At 64.7% G+C, this 14,983-nt stretch carries 16 protein-coding genes and 1 tRNA gene; 8 read left to right on the forward strand and 9 right to left on the reverse strand.

The genetic code is table 11. The features are described 5' to 3' along the window. Nucleotides 1-13: 13 nt before the first annotated feature. Together LDN95_RS00505 and LDN95_RS00510 are read right to left on the reverse strand one after the other, a co-directional pair. Nucleotides 14-475 (reverse strand): Rrf2 family transcriptional regulator, encoded by a 462-nt coding sequence (locus tag LDN95_RS00505; protein WP_226015666.1) that lies wholly within the window; start codon nt 473-475, stop codon nt 14-16. Between the two features lie 84 nt (nt 476-559). Further along, nucleotides 560-1,000 (reverse strand): rhodanese-like domain-containing protein, encoded by a 441-nt coding sequence (locus tag LDN95_RS00510; RefSeq protein ID WP_226015667.1) that lies wholly within the window; start codon nt 998-1,000, stop codon nt 560-562. 319 nt (nt 1,001-1,319) lie between these two features. On the opposite strand from LDN95_RS00510, the gene LDN95_RS00515 reads away from it, so the two are divergent. After that, on the forward strand, nt 1,320-2,321 hold the full coding sequence (locus LDN95_RS00515; protein WP_226015668.1) for a TauD/TfdA family dioxygenase: 1,002 nt from the start codon (nt 1,320-1,322) through the stop codon (nt 2,319-2,321). 109 nt (nt 2,322-2,430) lie between these two features. Here the strand turns inward: LDN95_RS00515 and LDN95_RS00520 are convergent. The 4 genes from LDN95_RS00520 to grxC form a co-directional block, all read right to left on the reverse strand. Next, nucleotides 2,431-2,507, reverse strand: a tRNA-Arg gene (locus LDN95_RS00520). A gap of 75 nt (nt 2,508-2,582) precedes the next feature. Further along, nucleotides 2,583-3,092, reverse strand: coding sequence for a DUF1178 family protein (locus LDN95_RS00525; protein ID WP_226015669.1), 510 nt, complete (start codon nt 3,090-3,092; stop codon nt 2,583-2,585). After that, nucleotides 3,089-3,949, reverse strand: a complete 861-nt coding sequence (locus LDN95_RS00530) for a carbon-nitrogen hydrolase family protein (protein ID WP_370631626.1) — start codon at nt 3,947-3,949, stop codon at nt 3,089-3,091. The genes LDN95_RS00525 and LDN95_RS00530 overlap by 4 nt, the downstream gene beginning before the upstream one ends. Continuing rightward, the gene (gene grxC / locus LDN95_RS00535; protein WP_226015670.1) at nt 3,946-4,233 is read right to left on the reverse strand and encodes a glutaredoxin 3; all 288 of its coding nucleotides are present in this window, start codon (nt 4,231-4,233) and stop codon (nt 3,946-3,948) included. The genes LDN95_RS00530 and grxC overlap by 4 nt, the downstream gene beginning before the upstream one ends. A 151-nt stretch (nt 4,234-4,384) precedes the next feature. On the opposite strand from grxC, the gene LDN95_RS00540 reads away from it, so the two are divergent. Continuing rightward, nucleotides 4,385-4,849 carry an Hsp20 family protein gene (locus LDN95_RS00540; RefSeq protein WP_226015671.1) on the forward strand — a complete coding sequence of 155 codons (465 nt, stop codon included), beginning with the start codon at nt 4,385-4,387 and terminating at the stop codon, nt 4,847-4,849. A gap of 63 nt (nt 4,850-4,912) precedes the next feature. On the opposite strand, the gene LDN95_RS00545 is transcribed toward LDN95_RS00540, so the two are convergent. The 3 genes from LDN95_RS00545 to tpiA form a co-directional block, all read right to left on the reverse strand. Continuing rightward, nucleotides 4,913-6,544, reverse strand: a complete 1,632-nt coding sequence (locus LDN95_RS00545; protein ID WP_226015672.1) for a CTP synthase — start codon at nt 6,542-6,544, stop codon at nt 4,913-4,915. A gap of 226 nt (nt 6,545-6,770) precedes the next feature. Next, a complete protein-coding gene (gene secG, locus LDN95_RS00550; protein WP_226015673.1) occupies nt 6,771-7,193 on the reverse strand; it encodes a preprotein translocase subunit SecG in 423 nt (140 codons plus the stop codon). Between the two features lie 118 nt (nt 7,194-7,311). Next, nucleotides 7,312-8,082 carry a triose-phosphate isomerase gene (gene tpiA, locus LDN95_RS00555; RefSeq protein WP_226015674.1) on the reverse strand — a complete coding sequence of 257 codons (771 nt, stop codon included), beginning with the start codon at nt 8,080-8,082 and terminating at the stop codon, nt 7,312-7,314. A gap of 246 nt (nt 8,083-8,328) precedes the next feature. Between tpiA and LDN95_RS00560 the strand changes: the two genes are divergently transcribed. The 6 genes from LDN95_RS00560 (at nt 8,329) to LDN95_RS00585 (ending at nt 14,975) form a co-directional block, all read left to right on the forward strand. Next, entirely contained in the window at nt 8,329-10,263 is a 1,935-nt protein-coding gene (locus tag LDN95_RS00560; protein ID WP_226015675.1) for a peptidylprolyl isomerase, read from the forward strand. Nucleotides 10,264-10,265: 2 nt separating this feature from the next. Further along, the gene (locus LDN95_RS00565) at nt 10,266-11,777 is read left to right on the forward strand and encodes an anthranilate synthase component I family protein (RefSeq protein ID WP_226015905.1); all 1,512 of its coding nucleotides are present in this window, start codon (nt 10,266-10,268) and stop codon (nt 11,775-11,777) included. A gap of 6 nt (nt 11,778-11,783) precedes the next feature. Further along, nucleotides 11,784-12,368: an aminodeoxychorismate/anthranilate synthase component II gene (locus LDN95_RS00570; RefSeq protein ID WP_226015676.1), complete on the forward strand. Its 585-nt coding sequence runs from the start codon at nt 11,784-11,786 to the stop codon at nt 12,366-12,368. Beyond that, nucleotides 12,365-13,360, forward strand: a complete 996-nt coding sequence (trpD, locus tag LDN95_RS00575; protein WP_226015677.1) for an anthranilate phosphoribosyltransferase — start codon at nt 12,365-12,367, stop codon at nt 13,358-13,360. Before LDN95_RS00570 ends, trpD begins: the two co-directional genes overlap by 4 nt. 68 nt (nt 13,361-13,428) lie before the next feature. Next, nucleotides 13,429-14,217, forward strand: a complete 789-nt coding sequence (gene trpC / locus LDN95_RS00580; protein WP_226015678.1) for an indole-3-glycerol phosphate synthase TrpC — start codon at nt 13,429-13,431, stop codon at nt 14,215-14,217. 56 nt (nt 14,218-14,273) lie between these two features. After that, the gene (locus LDN95_RS00585) at nt 14,274-14,975 is read left to right on the forward strand and encodes an enoyl-CoA hydratase/isomerase family protein (protein WP_226015679.1); all 702 of its coding nucleotides are present in this window, start codon (nt 14,274-14,276) and stop codon (nt 14,973-14,975) included. The last annotated feature ends 8 nt before the right edge of the window (nt 14,976-14,983 follow it).

Raw genomic sequence — 14,983 nt, forward strand, 5'->3', positions numbered from 1 at the left:
CGGCCTGAGCGGTTCAGGCTTCGGTCGGAACCTGATCGGACGCTTCGGTGTGGGGCGCATCGTCGTGGGGCGCGATCGCTGATGCCAGCGTGCGGTTTTCAAGGATCGTGTTGGCCGCATCGCGCACTTCGGAAAACACCTTGCGCAACGCGCAGCGTGCTTCACTGGTGCAATCCTCGCACCGCTCATAGAAATTGCGGCTCACGCAAGGCAGCATGGCAATGGGCCCGTCGGTCGCGCGCAGGATGTCGGCAAAGCTGATCAGGTCGGCCGGACGTGCCAGCCTGTACCCCCCCGCATTGCCGCGGGTGCTGGTGACGATTCCGGCCCGACGCAAGTCGCTCATGATCGTTTCGAGGAACTTGCGGGGGATGCTCTCCTGCTCGGCGATGGCCGAGACCTGCTGCGGCGAGCCATCTCCACGGGCAATGGCAAGCAAAGCCTTGAGGGCGTAACGGGCGCGTTGCGAGAGCATGCGTGATCCGGTTTCCTGTGGTCGCTGCAAGGGTGAGCAGGTGGATGGCGAAGGTTTGCGGCATGGCGGCCGGGTGAAGTCGGCTCAGGAAGCGGTCTGCTCGTCGTCGCCCGCGTCCGGGTCGTCAGCCTCCCCGGTATCGGTGGCCGGAGGGTAGAGCGGATACCATGGTTGCCCCGCTGCCAGCCGCAGCGCCTGCAATCCATCGCGCAGCACCGCGACATGGCGATAGCCCAGTGATTGCAATGTCCTTGCCGCCAGCACGCTGCGCATCCCCGCCGCGCAATAGAGCACGATCGACGTATCCTTGTCGTCCACTGCATCGGTGATCGTGTATTCGAGCTGTCCGCGCGAAAGATGGACGGCACGCGCCAATGGGGGGTTGCGGCGCAACTCGCTCTCATCGCGAACATCGACCAGAACGGCACCTTCCGCAACGCGGCGGCGCATGTCGTCGGCGTCTATTTCCTCGACCTCGGTGCGCGCGACCTGAACAAGGCGCTTGAAGTCGTCGAAATCGGGCATGGTGTTGTCTCGTCCGGTCAGACCCTGGCCATGCGCCGAACGTGACGGACGGCGCAGTCTGAACCTTCGGGCTACTCCAACGGAGCCACCCGCTCAAGCGGGTTGAACGCGCCTCGCGCCGGGGCATTGGACTGCACAGCAGTTCTCATCTCCATATGAGTTATGGAAATATATCAATATTTTTATTATAAAACAGATATTTAAACGTTACCCAAGAGCAACTTGAGCATTCAAATCCTACTGTCACAGTATGAATTGAATGCTATGATCGGACAAGGTTATCGTCCCTTCCATCCACCCTCATACAGGATTTGGCGCCATGTCGGTCGACCTCGTCGAAAAACCCTCGCCCAGCACCACCACCCCTTCGTCGCAGGCTGCTGCACTGACGGTCAAGCCGCTCACCCCGATCCTCGGCGCCGAAGTCGGCGGCATCGACTTGCGACAGGAACTTGACGCGCAAACCGCGGTACGGGTGCGCGAAGCGTTGCTGGCGCACAAGGTACTGGTGTTCCGCGACCAGCCTTTGACCGATGACGAGCAGATCCGCTTCTCGCGCATCTTCGGCAAGGTGACGCCAGCCCATCCGATCACCAACGGCCTGCCCGACCAACCGGCAATCATGCAAAACGTGAAGAGCGTTATGACCAGCCGCGTCAACGAGCTCGATGCCGTCGCGCGCCAGCAGCTGCGTGCCAACAGCAAGGGCCGCCGCCTGCGGGGCTGGCACACCGACATCACGTTTGTCGCCAACCCGACCAGCGTCACGATCTTGCGCGGATTGGAAATTCCCGATGGCGCTGGCGACACCGCATGGGTCGATCTGGAAGCGCTCTATGCGGCGCTGTCACCCGCATTCCAGCAACTGGTCGACGGGCTGACTGCCGTGCACGGGCGCGATGATGCCCGCATCGGTTACACGCCGCAGCCGCGCGACGACGGGCGCACGACCGGTCCGTTCCTGTCCGAACACGCGCTGGTGCGCATCCACCCGGAAACGGGCCGCAAGTCACTGTTCGTCAACCCGGTGTTCCTGAAGTACATCCCCGACCTGACCGACGCCGAAGGCGCAGCGCTGCTCGATTACCTGTTTGAAGAACAGGCTGGCCGGATCGACCTACAAGTGCGCGTGCAATGGCGCACCAACGACATCGTGGTGTGGGACAATCGCAATACATCGCACTGGGGTCCGCTCGACGAGATCCACTTTGCCGCAGAGCGCATCGTCCGTCGCACGACGGTGGACCCGGAATACACCACCGGTCCCACCGGCTTCCGCTCGCGCCAGATCGTTGGCGAACCGTTCTATACGCTTGACTGACGCCTTGGCGGGTCGGCGGCGGACAACCTGACCGTCGCCGACCCGACAGAAGAAAGACGGGAGAGCCCAAGGCCGCGCGGTTGCGCGAACGTCGAATACTTTGGGTGGATGGTGCGCCCGACGGGATTCGAACCCATGGCCCCCAGATTAGGAATCTGGTGCTCTATCCGGCTGAGCTACGGGCGCCCCGCGTTTTCCTTAAGGGAGCGGGAGGCTTCATGCAACCGCCTGAGCGTGAGCCCTGGCGCTGCGGCATGTGGCTCAGTTCACTTCGCCCGGCGGGGCGAACGGCACGATGACGGGGGCGATGTCGATGCCTTCGTCGATCAGCGCTCGCGCTTCTTCGGGGCTGGTGCGGCCGTGGACTTGCGCTTCGGCCTTGTCGCCATAGTGCATGGCGCGCACATCATTGGCGAACTTGTCGCCAACCCAGGTTGACGCCTTGAGTGCCTCGGCTTGTGCCAGGGCGAAGGCTCGCAACGCGGCGACCGCTTGCGGAGGCAATGATGGCGCTGCTGCGGCGGGCTCTAAGGCGACAGCTTGCGCCAAAGCTGGCGCCGCTGCGGGTACCTCAGGTGTTGCCTGCGCCATGGACTGGTTGCCTTTGCGGCCGACATGCGGCGCCATCACCGCCTTGGCCACATCACCCGAGCCGCACACCGGACATGTCACCAACCCGCGTTCACGTTGCTGCTCAAACTCGGCCGATGAACCGAACCAGCCTTCGAAACGGTGCGCACTTGCGCGGCATTCAAGGTCAAATACGATCATGATGCGCTGTAATTGGGGATGGATTGCTTGTTGGCAAGGCTTGGCAACTGGCGACGTACGGCCGCCAAACGGGCCGGGTCGATCGTCGCGAACCCAAGACCGGCGCCGCCCCCCATATCGAGCAGAACATCACCCCACGGATCGACGACGAGGCTGTGGCCATATGTCTCGCGCCCGTCCTGATGCTGGCCGACTTGTGCGGCGCTGATGACAAAGGCGCTCGCTTCAACCGCACGGGCGCGTTGCATCAGGTGCCAATGTGCTTGCCCGGTCGGGACGGTGAACGCGGCGGGAACGGCAATCGCGTCGCACTGGCGGCGGCCAAGCTCCTCGAACAATGCAGGGAAGCGGATGTCATAGCAGATCGCCAGACCCAGCCGGCCGACTGGCGTGTCGACCGTCACCACCGCGTCGCCGGGGCGAAACGCGGCAGATTCCCGCCAGCTTTCCCCCGTCGCCAGATCCACATCGAACATGTGGATCTTGTCATAGCGCGCGACGATGGACCCGGCTGCATCGATCACGAAGGCGCGGTTGGCCCAGCGCCGGTCCGCGCCGTCGCTCGATGCCTTTACCCCCAGCGAGCCGATGTGCGCCCAGATACCCGCCTTGGCCGCAGCTTGCCGGACCACATCGAGCACCGGGTTGTCCTCCTCGGCAACGATATGCGAGGTCGCGCGGGCGCGATCGCGGTCGATCAGGCCCGACATTTCGGGGGTGAACAACATCGCTGCGCCAGCGTCGGCAGCACGGGCGACCGCATCGGCAATGGTTCGTGCGTTTTCAAGCGGATCGATGCCGCTGGTCATCTGCAGCAGCGCGACCTTCACCGCCCCCTGCGCCACGTTGTCGATCACAGGCCGAGCAAGGGATCGAGGCCACCGCGAGCGTTGAGCGCGGCCAGATCATCGGACCCACCGATCAGTTGGCCACCGATGAACACTTGCGGCACCGTGCTGGCACCGGGGGCTCGTTCAAGCATTTCGACGCGCTTGGGACCACCCATGGTGATGTCGTATTCCTCGATCGCCACACCCTTGCTCTCGAGCAAGGCCTTGGCGCGATAGCAATAGGGGCAACCCCACTTGGTGTAGATCTCGACCTTCGGGGTGGTTGTCTGGGCTGATGCAGGTTCGCTCATCGTGACCTCTTGAAAACGGCTTCGCCTAACACACATGGTGTTTTGTGTCATGCGCCGCAAGGGCGGGCATGGCCACAAACGAAGCGCCGCCCGGACGCCACATGGGTCCGTCAGCGGCAATGCAGATTGCTCAAACCTTGAGGATATTGCCATGAACCGTTTCGATTTCACTCCCTATCGTCGCACCACCGTCGGTTTCGACCGGCTGTTCGATCTGCTTGAACGGCAGGCCCGCGCCAACGCCAGCGACAACTACCCGCCCTTCAACATCGAGCGCCGGGGCGATGACAGCTATCGCATCACGCTGGCCGTGGCCGGTTTCAAGCCCGACGACATCGACATCACCGCCCAGCAGAACCTGCTGGTGGTGAAGGGCAACAAGGCCGAGGCGGACGAACGCCAGTTCCTCCACGTGGGCATTGCCAACCGTGGCTTTGAACGGCGCTTCGAACTCGCCGACTTCGTGCGCGTGGAAGCGGCCGATCTGGCCGACGGCCTGCTGACCATCGACCTTGTACGCGAAGTGCCCGAGGCGATGAAGCCCAAGAAGGTGCTAATCGGCGCGCAGGCCAATGTCCCGTTGTCGGTGATCGAAGGCAGCGCCAACGCCGCCTGAACGTTTGGTTGACCGATTGAACGACGGGGGCGAACCGCAATGGCTCGCCCCCGTTTCGTTATGTCAGACCAGGCGCGCCTGCTTGACAGCAGCCGCGATGAATTCGCGGAACAGCGGATGCGGATCGAACGGGCGGCTCTTGAGTTCCGGGTGGAACTGCACGCCGACGAACCAGGGATGGTCTGGCCGCTCGACGATTTCGGGCAGCAAGCCATCGGGTGACATGCCCGAGAACACCAACCCGCCCTTTTCCAGCGCTTCGCGATAGGCGCCGTTGACTTCGTAGCGGTGGCGATGGCGCTCGCTGATCGTCGTCGCGCCATAGATGCTGGCGACATGGCTGTTGCCATCGAGCTTGGCCTCATAGGCGCCGAGCCGCATCGTGCCGCCCAGATCGCCGCCTTCGGCGCGGGTTTCGAGGCCCTCGGGCGTCATCCACTCGGTGATGATACCGACGACAGGCTGGTCGGTCGGACCAAACTCGGTGGAACTCGCGTCAGGAATGCCGGCGGTATTGCGCGCCCCTTCGATGCAGGCCATCTGCATGCCAAGGCATATGCCGAAGAACGGCACTGCACGCTCGCGGGCAAAGCGCACGCTGGCGATCTTGCCTTCGGTGCCGCGTTCGCCAAAGCCACCCGGAACCAGAATGCCGTGCATCGGTTCGAGGTGCGCGGCGATCTCGCCGTCCTCCTTCTCGAACAGTTCGGCGTCGATCCAGCGGACATGGACCTTGACGCGGTTGGCCATGCCACCGTGCGCCAACGCCTCGTTCAGCGACTTGTAGGCATCCTGCAGGCCGACGTACTTGCCGACAACGCCGATGGTCACTTCGCCTTCAGGGTTCTGATAGCGGTCGACGATATCGACCCACGTCGAAAGATCGGGTTCGGGCGCGGTCAGGCCGAAATGACGCAGCACTTCGTTGTCGAGCCCTTCGGCGTGATACTGCAGGGGAACGGAATAGATGCTTGGCGCATCGAGCGCGGGGATCACCGCTGATTTGCGCACGTTGCAGAACTGCGCGATCTTGGCGCGCTCGCCTTCGGGCAGCGGCTTTTCGCAGCGGCACAGCAGGATGTCGGGCTGGATGCCAAGCCCGGTCAATTCGCGCACCGAATGCTGCGTCGGCTTGGTCTTCAACTCACCGGCCGCCGCGATATAGGGAACCAGCGTGACGTGGACGAAACAGGTCTGCTCGCGCTCAAGCTCGTTGTGCAACTGGCGCAGCGCTTCGATGAAGGGCAGCCCCTCGATGTCACCCACCGTCCCGCCAATCTCGCACAGCACGAAGTCGAGATCCTCGGTTTCGGCTTGCGCGAAGTCCTTGATCGCGTCGGTCACGTGCGGGATCACCTGCACGGTAGCGCCAAGATAGGCGCCGCGGCGCTCCTTGGCGATGATGTCGCGATAGATACGGCCCGACGTAATATTGTCCGCCTGCCGCGCCGAAACGCCGGTGAACCGTTCGTAGTGGCCAAGATCGAGGTCGGTCTCGGCTCCGTCGTCGGTCACATAGACCTCACCGTGCTGATAGGGGCTCATCGTGCCCGGATCGACGTTGAGATAGGGATCGAACTTGCGGATCCGCACGCGATATCCGCGCGCCTGCAGCAATGCCGCGAGGCTTGCCGCCATGAGACCTTTGCCGAGCGAGGAGACCACGCCGCCGGTGATGAAAATATACCGCGCCATGGGAGACGAGCCTTAACGATAGTGGTTGCACACACGCAAGCGGTTGCCGCAAAAATCGTTGCGGCAATCCACAAGCATCTACAAAACGAAACCGCAGAACGAACACGCCAACAGGCGACCTGAGCCACAACCCGAATGTGCGGGGCATGGCTGGTCGCCGAAAACGTTTAACGAGCGCCGCCGGAAAGCAAAGCTCCCGGCTTGGCGCCCTCATGCTGGCAGACTGTTACTTCTTCGCGGCATTGCCCAGCGGATCGGCCGGAGCCGAAGTTGCCGGAGCGGGCGCGGCCGGAGCCGCAGCCGGGTTGGTCTGCGCCGCGCCCGGTGCCGGGACACCTTGCGCCGGGGCGAGCGGATCGGCTGGCGCCTGCTGCACCGGAAGGCTCCGGTTGAGCGAGGTGTCGATCTTGTGACCGCCCGTCGCACCAACGGCGAGCGCCGCCAAAGCCACCGAAAGCGCCACGAACAGCGCGGCCAGTACCGTAGTGGCGCGGGTCAGGAAGTCAGCCGCGCCGCGCGCCGACATGAAGCCCGACGGGTTACCGCCAACGCCAAGCCCGCCGCCTTCGGACTTCTGGATCAGGATGACCCCGACCAGTGCGGCAGCGACCAGTGCCTGCACCACGGTGAGGAAAATGAAAAACGACATCGTGTTCTGCCTGAAATGGTCCATGCGGACCCGATTTGTGCAGCCGCATCTAGGGAACGCAGCCGCCCGGCGCAAGCGGCTGTTCGCGTTTGCCCTATCCCGAGACGCTGAGAGAGCCTCAGCCCTCGCCCTGCCCGGCCGCCGCCACGATCGGCAGGAAGGCATCGGCCGTCAGGCTCGCCCCGCCGACCAGTGCACCGCCAACTCCTTGCGCGGCAAGCAAACCTGCCGCGTTCTCGGCGTTGACCGAGCCGCCATACAGGATGCGCACTTTCGCGCCAGCATCGCCATAGGCTGCGGTCAGTCGTTCACGCACCGCAGCATGCATCGCGACCACATCTTCCACCGCAGCCACGCGGCCCGTACCGATGGCCCAGACCGGCTCATAGGCGACGGCAAGCTTGTAGGCCTGCGCCGCTTCGAGCGCGGCATCACCCAGCGGAAGCGAGCCATCGACCTGGGCCGAGACCACCGCTTCAGCCTGCCCCGCATCGCGCTCGTGCAGCGTTTCGCCGACGCAGACGATGATGCCCAGGCCGGCGGCGAGCGCGGCATCGGCTTTGGCGCGGATCAACGAATCGGATTCGTGATGGTCACGCCGCCGCTCGCTGTGGCCCAGGATGACGAAATCAGCCCCGATATCGGCCAACATTGCGGCTGAAACGTCACCGGTATGCGCGCCCTTTGCGGCGGTGTGGCAATCCTGCCCGCCGATGCCGATGGCATTGACGGCTTCGCGCAGCAGCCCGACGAACGGGAACGGCGGAGCAAGTGCGATCTGAACGTCGGGATAGCGCAACGCCGCGCGGTCGATCGCGCGCGCCTCTGCCAGCATGGTGCGCGAACCGTTCATCTTCCAGTTGCCCACGATATAAGGTCGATGCGCCATCGGCTGGTCTGCTCCCTAATGACTGGTCCGATTCCCCAATTGCTGGTGGGGCGGCTATCAAATGCCGGGCCGGAATGCAAAACATGCCCGACCCCGATATGGGGATAGCTGCGTATACGCCGTAGTGAAAGCGCCAAAGCTCCGACCCAAAGCGTCGTACCGGAAAGCACCGTTCTGGGCATTGCGGCGGGCGCGATTGGCTCCTAAGGCATCGCGCAACACCAAACTTTTGTGCGAACGGCCCCAATGCTCGCTTTTTTCCGCTCGATGATCCAATCCCGCTTCGGTGCCATCATCGGCGTCGTGTTTCTGCTGTTGATCGCGCTGGCCTTTGCCGGTGCCGACGTTACCGGCCTGCGGACCGGCAACCTGTTGGGCGGCGATGCGGTCGCTACCATCGGTCATGCGGGCCTGTCCGGCAGCGAACTCGACCGCACGATCCGCAGCGCTTATGACAACGAGCGCCAGCAGAACCCCACGCTTACACTCAAGCAGTTCCTTGCCGAGGGCGCGTTCGACGAAGTCCTGCGCGGTCTGATCGATCGTGCCGCGGTGGAGGAGTGGGGCAAGGCTTACGGGATCGGAGCCAGTTCGCGGCTCGTCGACAGCGAGATTGCCAAGCTGCCCGCGTTTCAGGGGCCGGACGGCAAGTTCAGCCAGGCCGCCTATGATCAGTTGCTGGCCCAGCGCGGTCTTTCCGACAAGATCGTGCGCGACGACCTGACCAAGGGCCTGCTTGCCCGCCAGTTGCTCTCACCCGCAGAGCTTGGCGGCACGATGCCGCGCGAGGCGACGATGCGCTTTGCCGCGCTGCTCAAGGAAAAGCGGACCGGCTCGATCCTGTTCATCCCGTCCGATCCGTTCGCGCCCAAGGTGCCTGCGTCCGATCAGCAACTGGCGGCCTTCTATCAGGGCAACACCGCGCGCTATCAGCGGCCCGAGCATCGCACGATCCGCTATGCGCTGCTTGACGACAAGTCGCTCAAGGCGGTGGTGGCCCCCAGCGAGGCAGAGATCCAGCAGCGTTACAAGGCCAATGCCGCGCTTTACGCTGCCAGCGAACTGCGTTCGATAACCCAGGTGATCGTGCCGACCGAGGCGGCGGCCAAGGCGCTTGCCGCCGAAGTGGCAGGAGGCAAGGCGATCGAGGCTGCCGCCGCTGCCAAGGGCCTGTCGGCCAGCAAAGTCGCCGACAAGGCGCGCGATGCGCTTGCGGCGCAAACCTCCAAGGCTGTGGCCGACGCCGTGTTCGCTACGGCCAAGGGCAAGTTCATCACCCCGGCCAAGGGCAGCCTTGGCTGGACCGTGGCGCGTGTCGATGCCGTCACCACCAAACCCGGCAAGTCGCTTGAACAGGCGCGGGCCGAGATCGTGACCGCGCTTACCGCCGACAAGCGCAAAGCCGCTCTGGTCGATATCTCCACCCGCGCCGAAGAGCAGTTCGAGAATGGCACCAGTCTTGCCGACGTGGCAAAGACGCTTGGCCTGACCCTTGTCACTGCCGAGCCGGTGCTGGCTGACGGCACGCTCTATGCCAAGCCCGGAACCGCTGCACCGACCGACGTTACGCCGCTGATCCAGGCAGCGTTCGGCATGGACCGCGAAGGTCAGGCGCAAGTTGCCCCGCTTGAACAGGGCGCGCGCTTTGCCCTGTTCGACGTAGCGCAGATCGCTCCGGCTGCCGCACCGCCGCTGGCCGAAGTCAAGACCCAGGTGGCGCGCGACTATGCCCTCCAGCAAGGGTCGGCTGCAGCCAAGGCGGCTGCTGACAAGGTGCTTGCCGCGGTAGCCCGCAAGCAACCCTTGGCCGATGCGGCAAAGGCGCTTGGCGTGACACTGCCCAAGGTCGACGATGTGACGCTGACCCGCGAGCAGGTCAACGCGATGCAGCCCAAGATTCCGGCACCGATCGCGCTGATGTTCACCATGGTCAAGGGCGGCGCCAAGCGGCTTGAAGCACCCAATGGCGCAGGCTGGGTCGTGGTGCAGTTGAAGGATGTCGTGCCCGGCCAGATCGCACCCAACGATCCGGTGATCAGCGCCGCTTCCGGCGAGTTTGGGCGGCTTGTCGGCAAGGAATATGCCGAGGAACTGCGCGCCGCCTTCCGTGCCGAAGTGGGCGTGAAGCGCAACGAGGGCAATATCCGGACGCTGCGTGGTACGCTGGGCGGCGGTCAGTGAGCATGACGCAGGATGGCGGGTGTGACGCGGCAGTCGCGCTGCTCGACGCGGGCAAACCCGCGCTCGTCTGGCGGCGGCTGATACTCGATACCGAAACGCCGGTCGGGGCTGCGCTCAAGCTGATCGAACCGGCGCGCGGCGATTTCCTGCTCGAATCGGTACAAGGCGGCGAAGTGCGCGGGCGCTACAGCCTGCTCGGGCTCGATCCCGATCTGGTGTTCCGCGCCAAGGGCACTCATGCCGAGATCAACCGCATCTGGCGCCATGATCGCGCCGCGTTTGCGCCCTTGCCCGCCGACAGCCTGAGCGAATTGCGTTCGCTGGTAGAGGCCTGCCGCATCGACGTGCCTGAGGGCCTGCCGCCGGTCCTGGCCTGTCTGGTCGGCTATTTCGGGTACGAGACGATCGGCCTTGTCGAAAAGCTGCCACGTGCGCCCGACAGCGCGCTGGATCTGCCCGACATGCTGTTCGTGCGTCCCACGGTTCTGCTTGTATTCGACCGCCTGTCAGACGAGCTGTACGCAGTCGCGCCGGTCTGGGCCGAAGGTGGCGCGGCAAAGGCGGCCATCGATATGGCGTTCGACCGGATCGACGCGGCGCTGGCCCGCTTGTCGGGGCCTTTGCCTGCCGAAGCCCGGCTCGAAGCGCCGCTTGCCATCGAGCGCACGCCGCAGATGGCCGATGGCGAGTACGGCCGCATGGTTGCGCGCGCCAAGGACTACATTGAGGCGGGCGACATCTTTCAGGTGGTGTTGGCGCAACGCTTCACCGCGCCCTTCCCGCTGCCCGCTTCGGCGCTCTATCGCGCGCTGCGGCGGATCAACCCCTCGCCCTTCCTCTATTTCCTCGATCTGCCGGGCTTCGCGCTGGTTGGCTCGTCGCCCGAAATTCTCGTGCGCATCCGCGATGGCGAAGTCACCATCCGGCCGATCGCGGGCACGCGCCCGCGCGGCGCCACGCCGGACGAGGACCGCGCCAACGAAGCCAGCCTGCTCGCCGATCCCAAGGAACGTGCCGAGCACCTGATGCTGCTCGACCTTGGCCGCAACGACGTGGGCCGCGTGGCACAAGCTGGCACCGTGAAGGTCACCGAAAGCTATACCGTCGAGCGCTACAGCCACGTCATGCACATCGTCAGCAACGTGGTCGGCCAGTTGGACACCAAGCGCGCCGACAGCGTCGACGCGCTGTTCGCCGGGTTCCCGGCAGGCACCGTCAGCGGCGCGCCCAAGGTTCGCGCTTGCGAGATCATTGCCGAACTGGAGCCCGAAACGCGCGGAGCTTATGCTGGCGGCGTCGGCTACTTCGCTCCCGACGGCTCGGTCGACAGCTGCATCGTCCTGCGCACCGGCATCCTGAAGGACGGCGTGCTCCACGTGCAGGCCGGTGCCGGGATCGTCGCCGACAGCGACCCGATCTACGAACAACGCGAATGCGAAGCCAAGTCCGGCGCACTTTTCGCCGCCGCCCGCGAAGCCATCAGGGTGGCGAGCGAACCACAATACGGGCAATAGAACGCCATGATCCTCGTCATCGACAACTACGACAGCTTTACCTGGAACCTTGTCCATTATCTGATGGAGCTGGGAGCGCAGGTTGAGGTGGTGCGCAACGATGCCATGTCGGCGGGGCAGGCGATTTCCAGTGGCGCGCAGGGCTTTCTGCTCTCGCCCGGCCCCTGCACGCCCAATGAGGCGGGGATCAGCCTTGAACTGGTCGGCGCGGCGGCTGAGGCCGGGTTGCCCTTGCTCGGCGTATGTCTCGGGCACCAGTCGATCGGCCAGCACTTCGGCGGCAAAGTCGTGCGCGGCGGATTGATGCACGGCAAGACCAGCCCGGTGACGCACGATGGCACCGGGGTGTTCGCAGGGTTGCCCTCGCCCTTCACCGCCACGCGCTATCACTCGCTGATCGTCGAGGACATTCCGGCCGATCTGGTGGTCAATGCGCGCTCGGACGACGGCCACGTGATGGGTTTCCGCCATGCCACGCTGCCGATCCACGGCGTGCAGTTCCATCCCGAAAGCATCGCCACCGAACACGGCCACGCGATGATCGCCAACTTCCTGCGCCTGTGCGGGGTCAATGTGCAAGAAACGGCATGACCGCGCTGCCCGACGTCGCCGAACTGCCGCTGCACGAGGACGAGGCTGAGGCCGCTTTTGGCGCGATCCTCGATGGCAAAGTCGCGGATGATGCCGTTGCATCGTTTCTTGTGGCGCTGTCCGATCGGGGCGAGACCTCTGCCGAAATCGCCGGAGCGGCGCGAGCGATGCGCGCGCGATTGATTCCGGTATCAGCCCCGGCCAACGCCATCGACGTCTGCGGCACCGGCGGTGACGGCTTCCACACGCTCAACGTATCGACCGCGGTCAGCCTCGTCGTCGCGGCCTGCGGTGTGCCGGTGGCCAAGCACGGCAATCGGGCGGCAAGCTCGAAGGCGGGTGCCGCCGACACCCTCGAAGCACTGGGTCTCAACCTCGACCGCGCCGCGCAGACCGCCGAGCAGACGCTGCACGATCTGGGTATAGGCTTCCTGTTTGCCGGCCTGCATCACCCGGCGATGGGCCGGATCATGCCGATCCGCAAGGCGCTGGGCCGCCGCACGATCTTCAACCTGATGGGGCCGCTGGCCAATCCTGCGGGTGTTCGGCGGCAACTCGTCGGCATCGCCCGCCCGGCTTATGTCCCGATCTATGCAGATGCATTGCTCCGCCTCGGTTCGGACCACGCCATGGTCGTGTCGGGCGATGAGGGGTTGGACGAACTGAGCCTCGCCGGGGGCAACGAACTGGCCGAGATCAAGGTCGACCATCTGGCCATGCGCCGCGTCGCGCCCGGCGATGCCGGCCTGCCGACCGCACCGGTCGACGCTTTGCGCGGAGGCGACGCCGCCTACAATGCCGCCGCCCTGCGCGCGCTCTTGCAAGGCCAGCGCGGCCCCTACCGCGATGCGGTGTTGTTCAACGCCGCTGCCGCACTGATCGTGGCGGGCGAAGTCGATGACTGGCACGCAGGCGTGGATGAAGCTGCAGAAGCGCTCGACAAAGGGTTGGCCAATACCTTGCTCGATTGCTGGATCGCGGCCTTGCGCTGAAGCCTGTGAGGCACACGCACGCCTAGCCTCTCGACAAACCCCAACGCCAAAGGCATGCGGGCACCACGATGACCGACAAACTCACCCAAATCTGCGCGACCAAGCGCATTGAAGTCGCCGCGCGCAAGGCCGCCACCAGCCTCGCCGATCTGGCCGCGCAGGCCGCCGCGCAATCTGGCCCTCGCGGGTTCGAGGCCGCTTTGCGCGCGCGTGCGGCCACCGGCTATGCGCTGATCGCCGAGATCAAGAAGGCATCGCCATCCAAGGGCCTGATCCGCGCCGACTTTCAACCGGCCGAACATGCGCTCGCCTACGAGCGCGGTGGCGCTGCCTGCCTGTCGGTGCTGACCGATGCGCCGTACTTTCAGGGGCACGAGGACTATCTCGTTGCCGCGCGCGCGGCCTGCACTCTGCCGGTGATCCGCAAGGATTTCATGGTCGATCCCTGGCAATGCGCCGAAGCGCGCGCATTCGGGGCCGACGCCATCCTGATCATCGTGGCCGCGCTGGATGACGTCGCGATGGCCGAGATCGAGGCTGCGGCGCGCGATCAGGGCATGGACGTGCTGGTCGAAGTACACAACGAGGCGGAAATGGAACGCGCCGCGCGGCTGCAGTCCCGGCTGATCGGGGTCAACAACCGCGATCTCAAGCGGTTCGTGACCGATATCGCCACGACCGAACGACTCGCGCCCCTCGCGCCCAAAGGCACCTTGCTGGTCAGCGAGAGCGGCATCAACAGCCGTGCCGATCTGGAACGGTTGTCCCATTGCGGGGCGCGCACCTTCCTTGTTGGTGAAAGCCTGATGAGGCAAATCGACGTTGAAGCCGCAACGCGGGCGCTTATTCAAGGTTAACAGCGTTGACAGTCGTTTGCGCTCCAAGTCACACCGGTTGTGGCTTGGAGGCGCATGTGTCCGTTACGACCGCATATCAGGATGGAGTGCTGGTGCTGACGCTGCTGCGTCCACCCGGTAATGCGCTCGATCTGGATGCAGTGCTGCTGCTGGAGCGCTATTTCGATCTGGCCATCCATTCTCCTCCCGAACGCGGCATGGTCATTACCGGCATCGGCGAAACGTTCTGCGCCGGGGTCGATCCCGCCCTGTTTGCAAGCCATGGCCGCGATCTGCGCGGAGAACTGGTGCGCGCCATCACCCGAATGACTGCGCGGCTGCTGGCCATTCCGGTGCCTGTGGTGGCGGCCATCAACGGCACGGCCACGGGTACAGGCTTCGTTCTGGCGCTGGGTTCGGACTATCGCCTGCTGACCGACGCTCCCGGAGCGCGCTTCGGCATGAACGGCGCGCTGACCGGTGAGCCGCTGGCCGCTGGCCTGCTCGACATCCTGAAGGCAGAGCTTGGTCCCGGCCTTGCCCGGCGCCTGACCCTGACCAGCACCCTGCTCGACGCGAACACGATGCTCGACTTGCGCATCGCCGATGAAGCCTGTCCGTCAGATGTGCTGCTGTCCCGCGCGGTCGACAAGGCGGCGGTGATGGCGGAACAACCCGGCTTCCGCACGGTCAAACGGCAGGTCCGGGGCGACCTTGCCTGTAGCGTGCAGGACCGTGCGGACAACGGCAATGATCCGTTCCTGCTGGCGTTTGGTTGAACATTTGG

The organism is Novosphingobium sp. FKTRR1 (assembly GCF_020404405.1).
In the GTDB taxonomy this organism is placed as follows: Bacteria; Pseudomonadota; Alphaproteobacteria; order Sphingomonadales; family Sphingomonadaceae; genus Novosphingobium.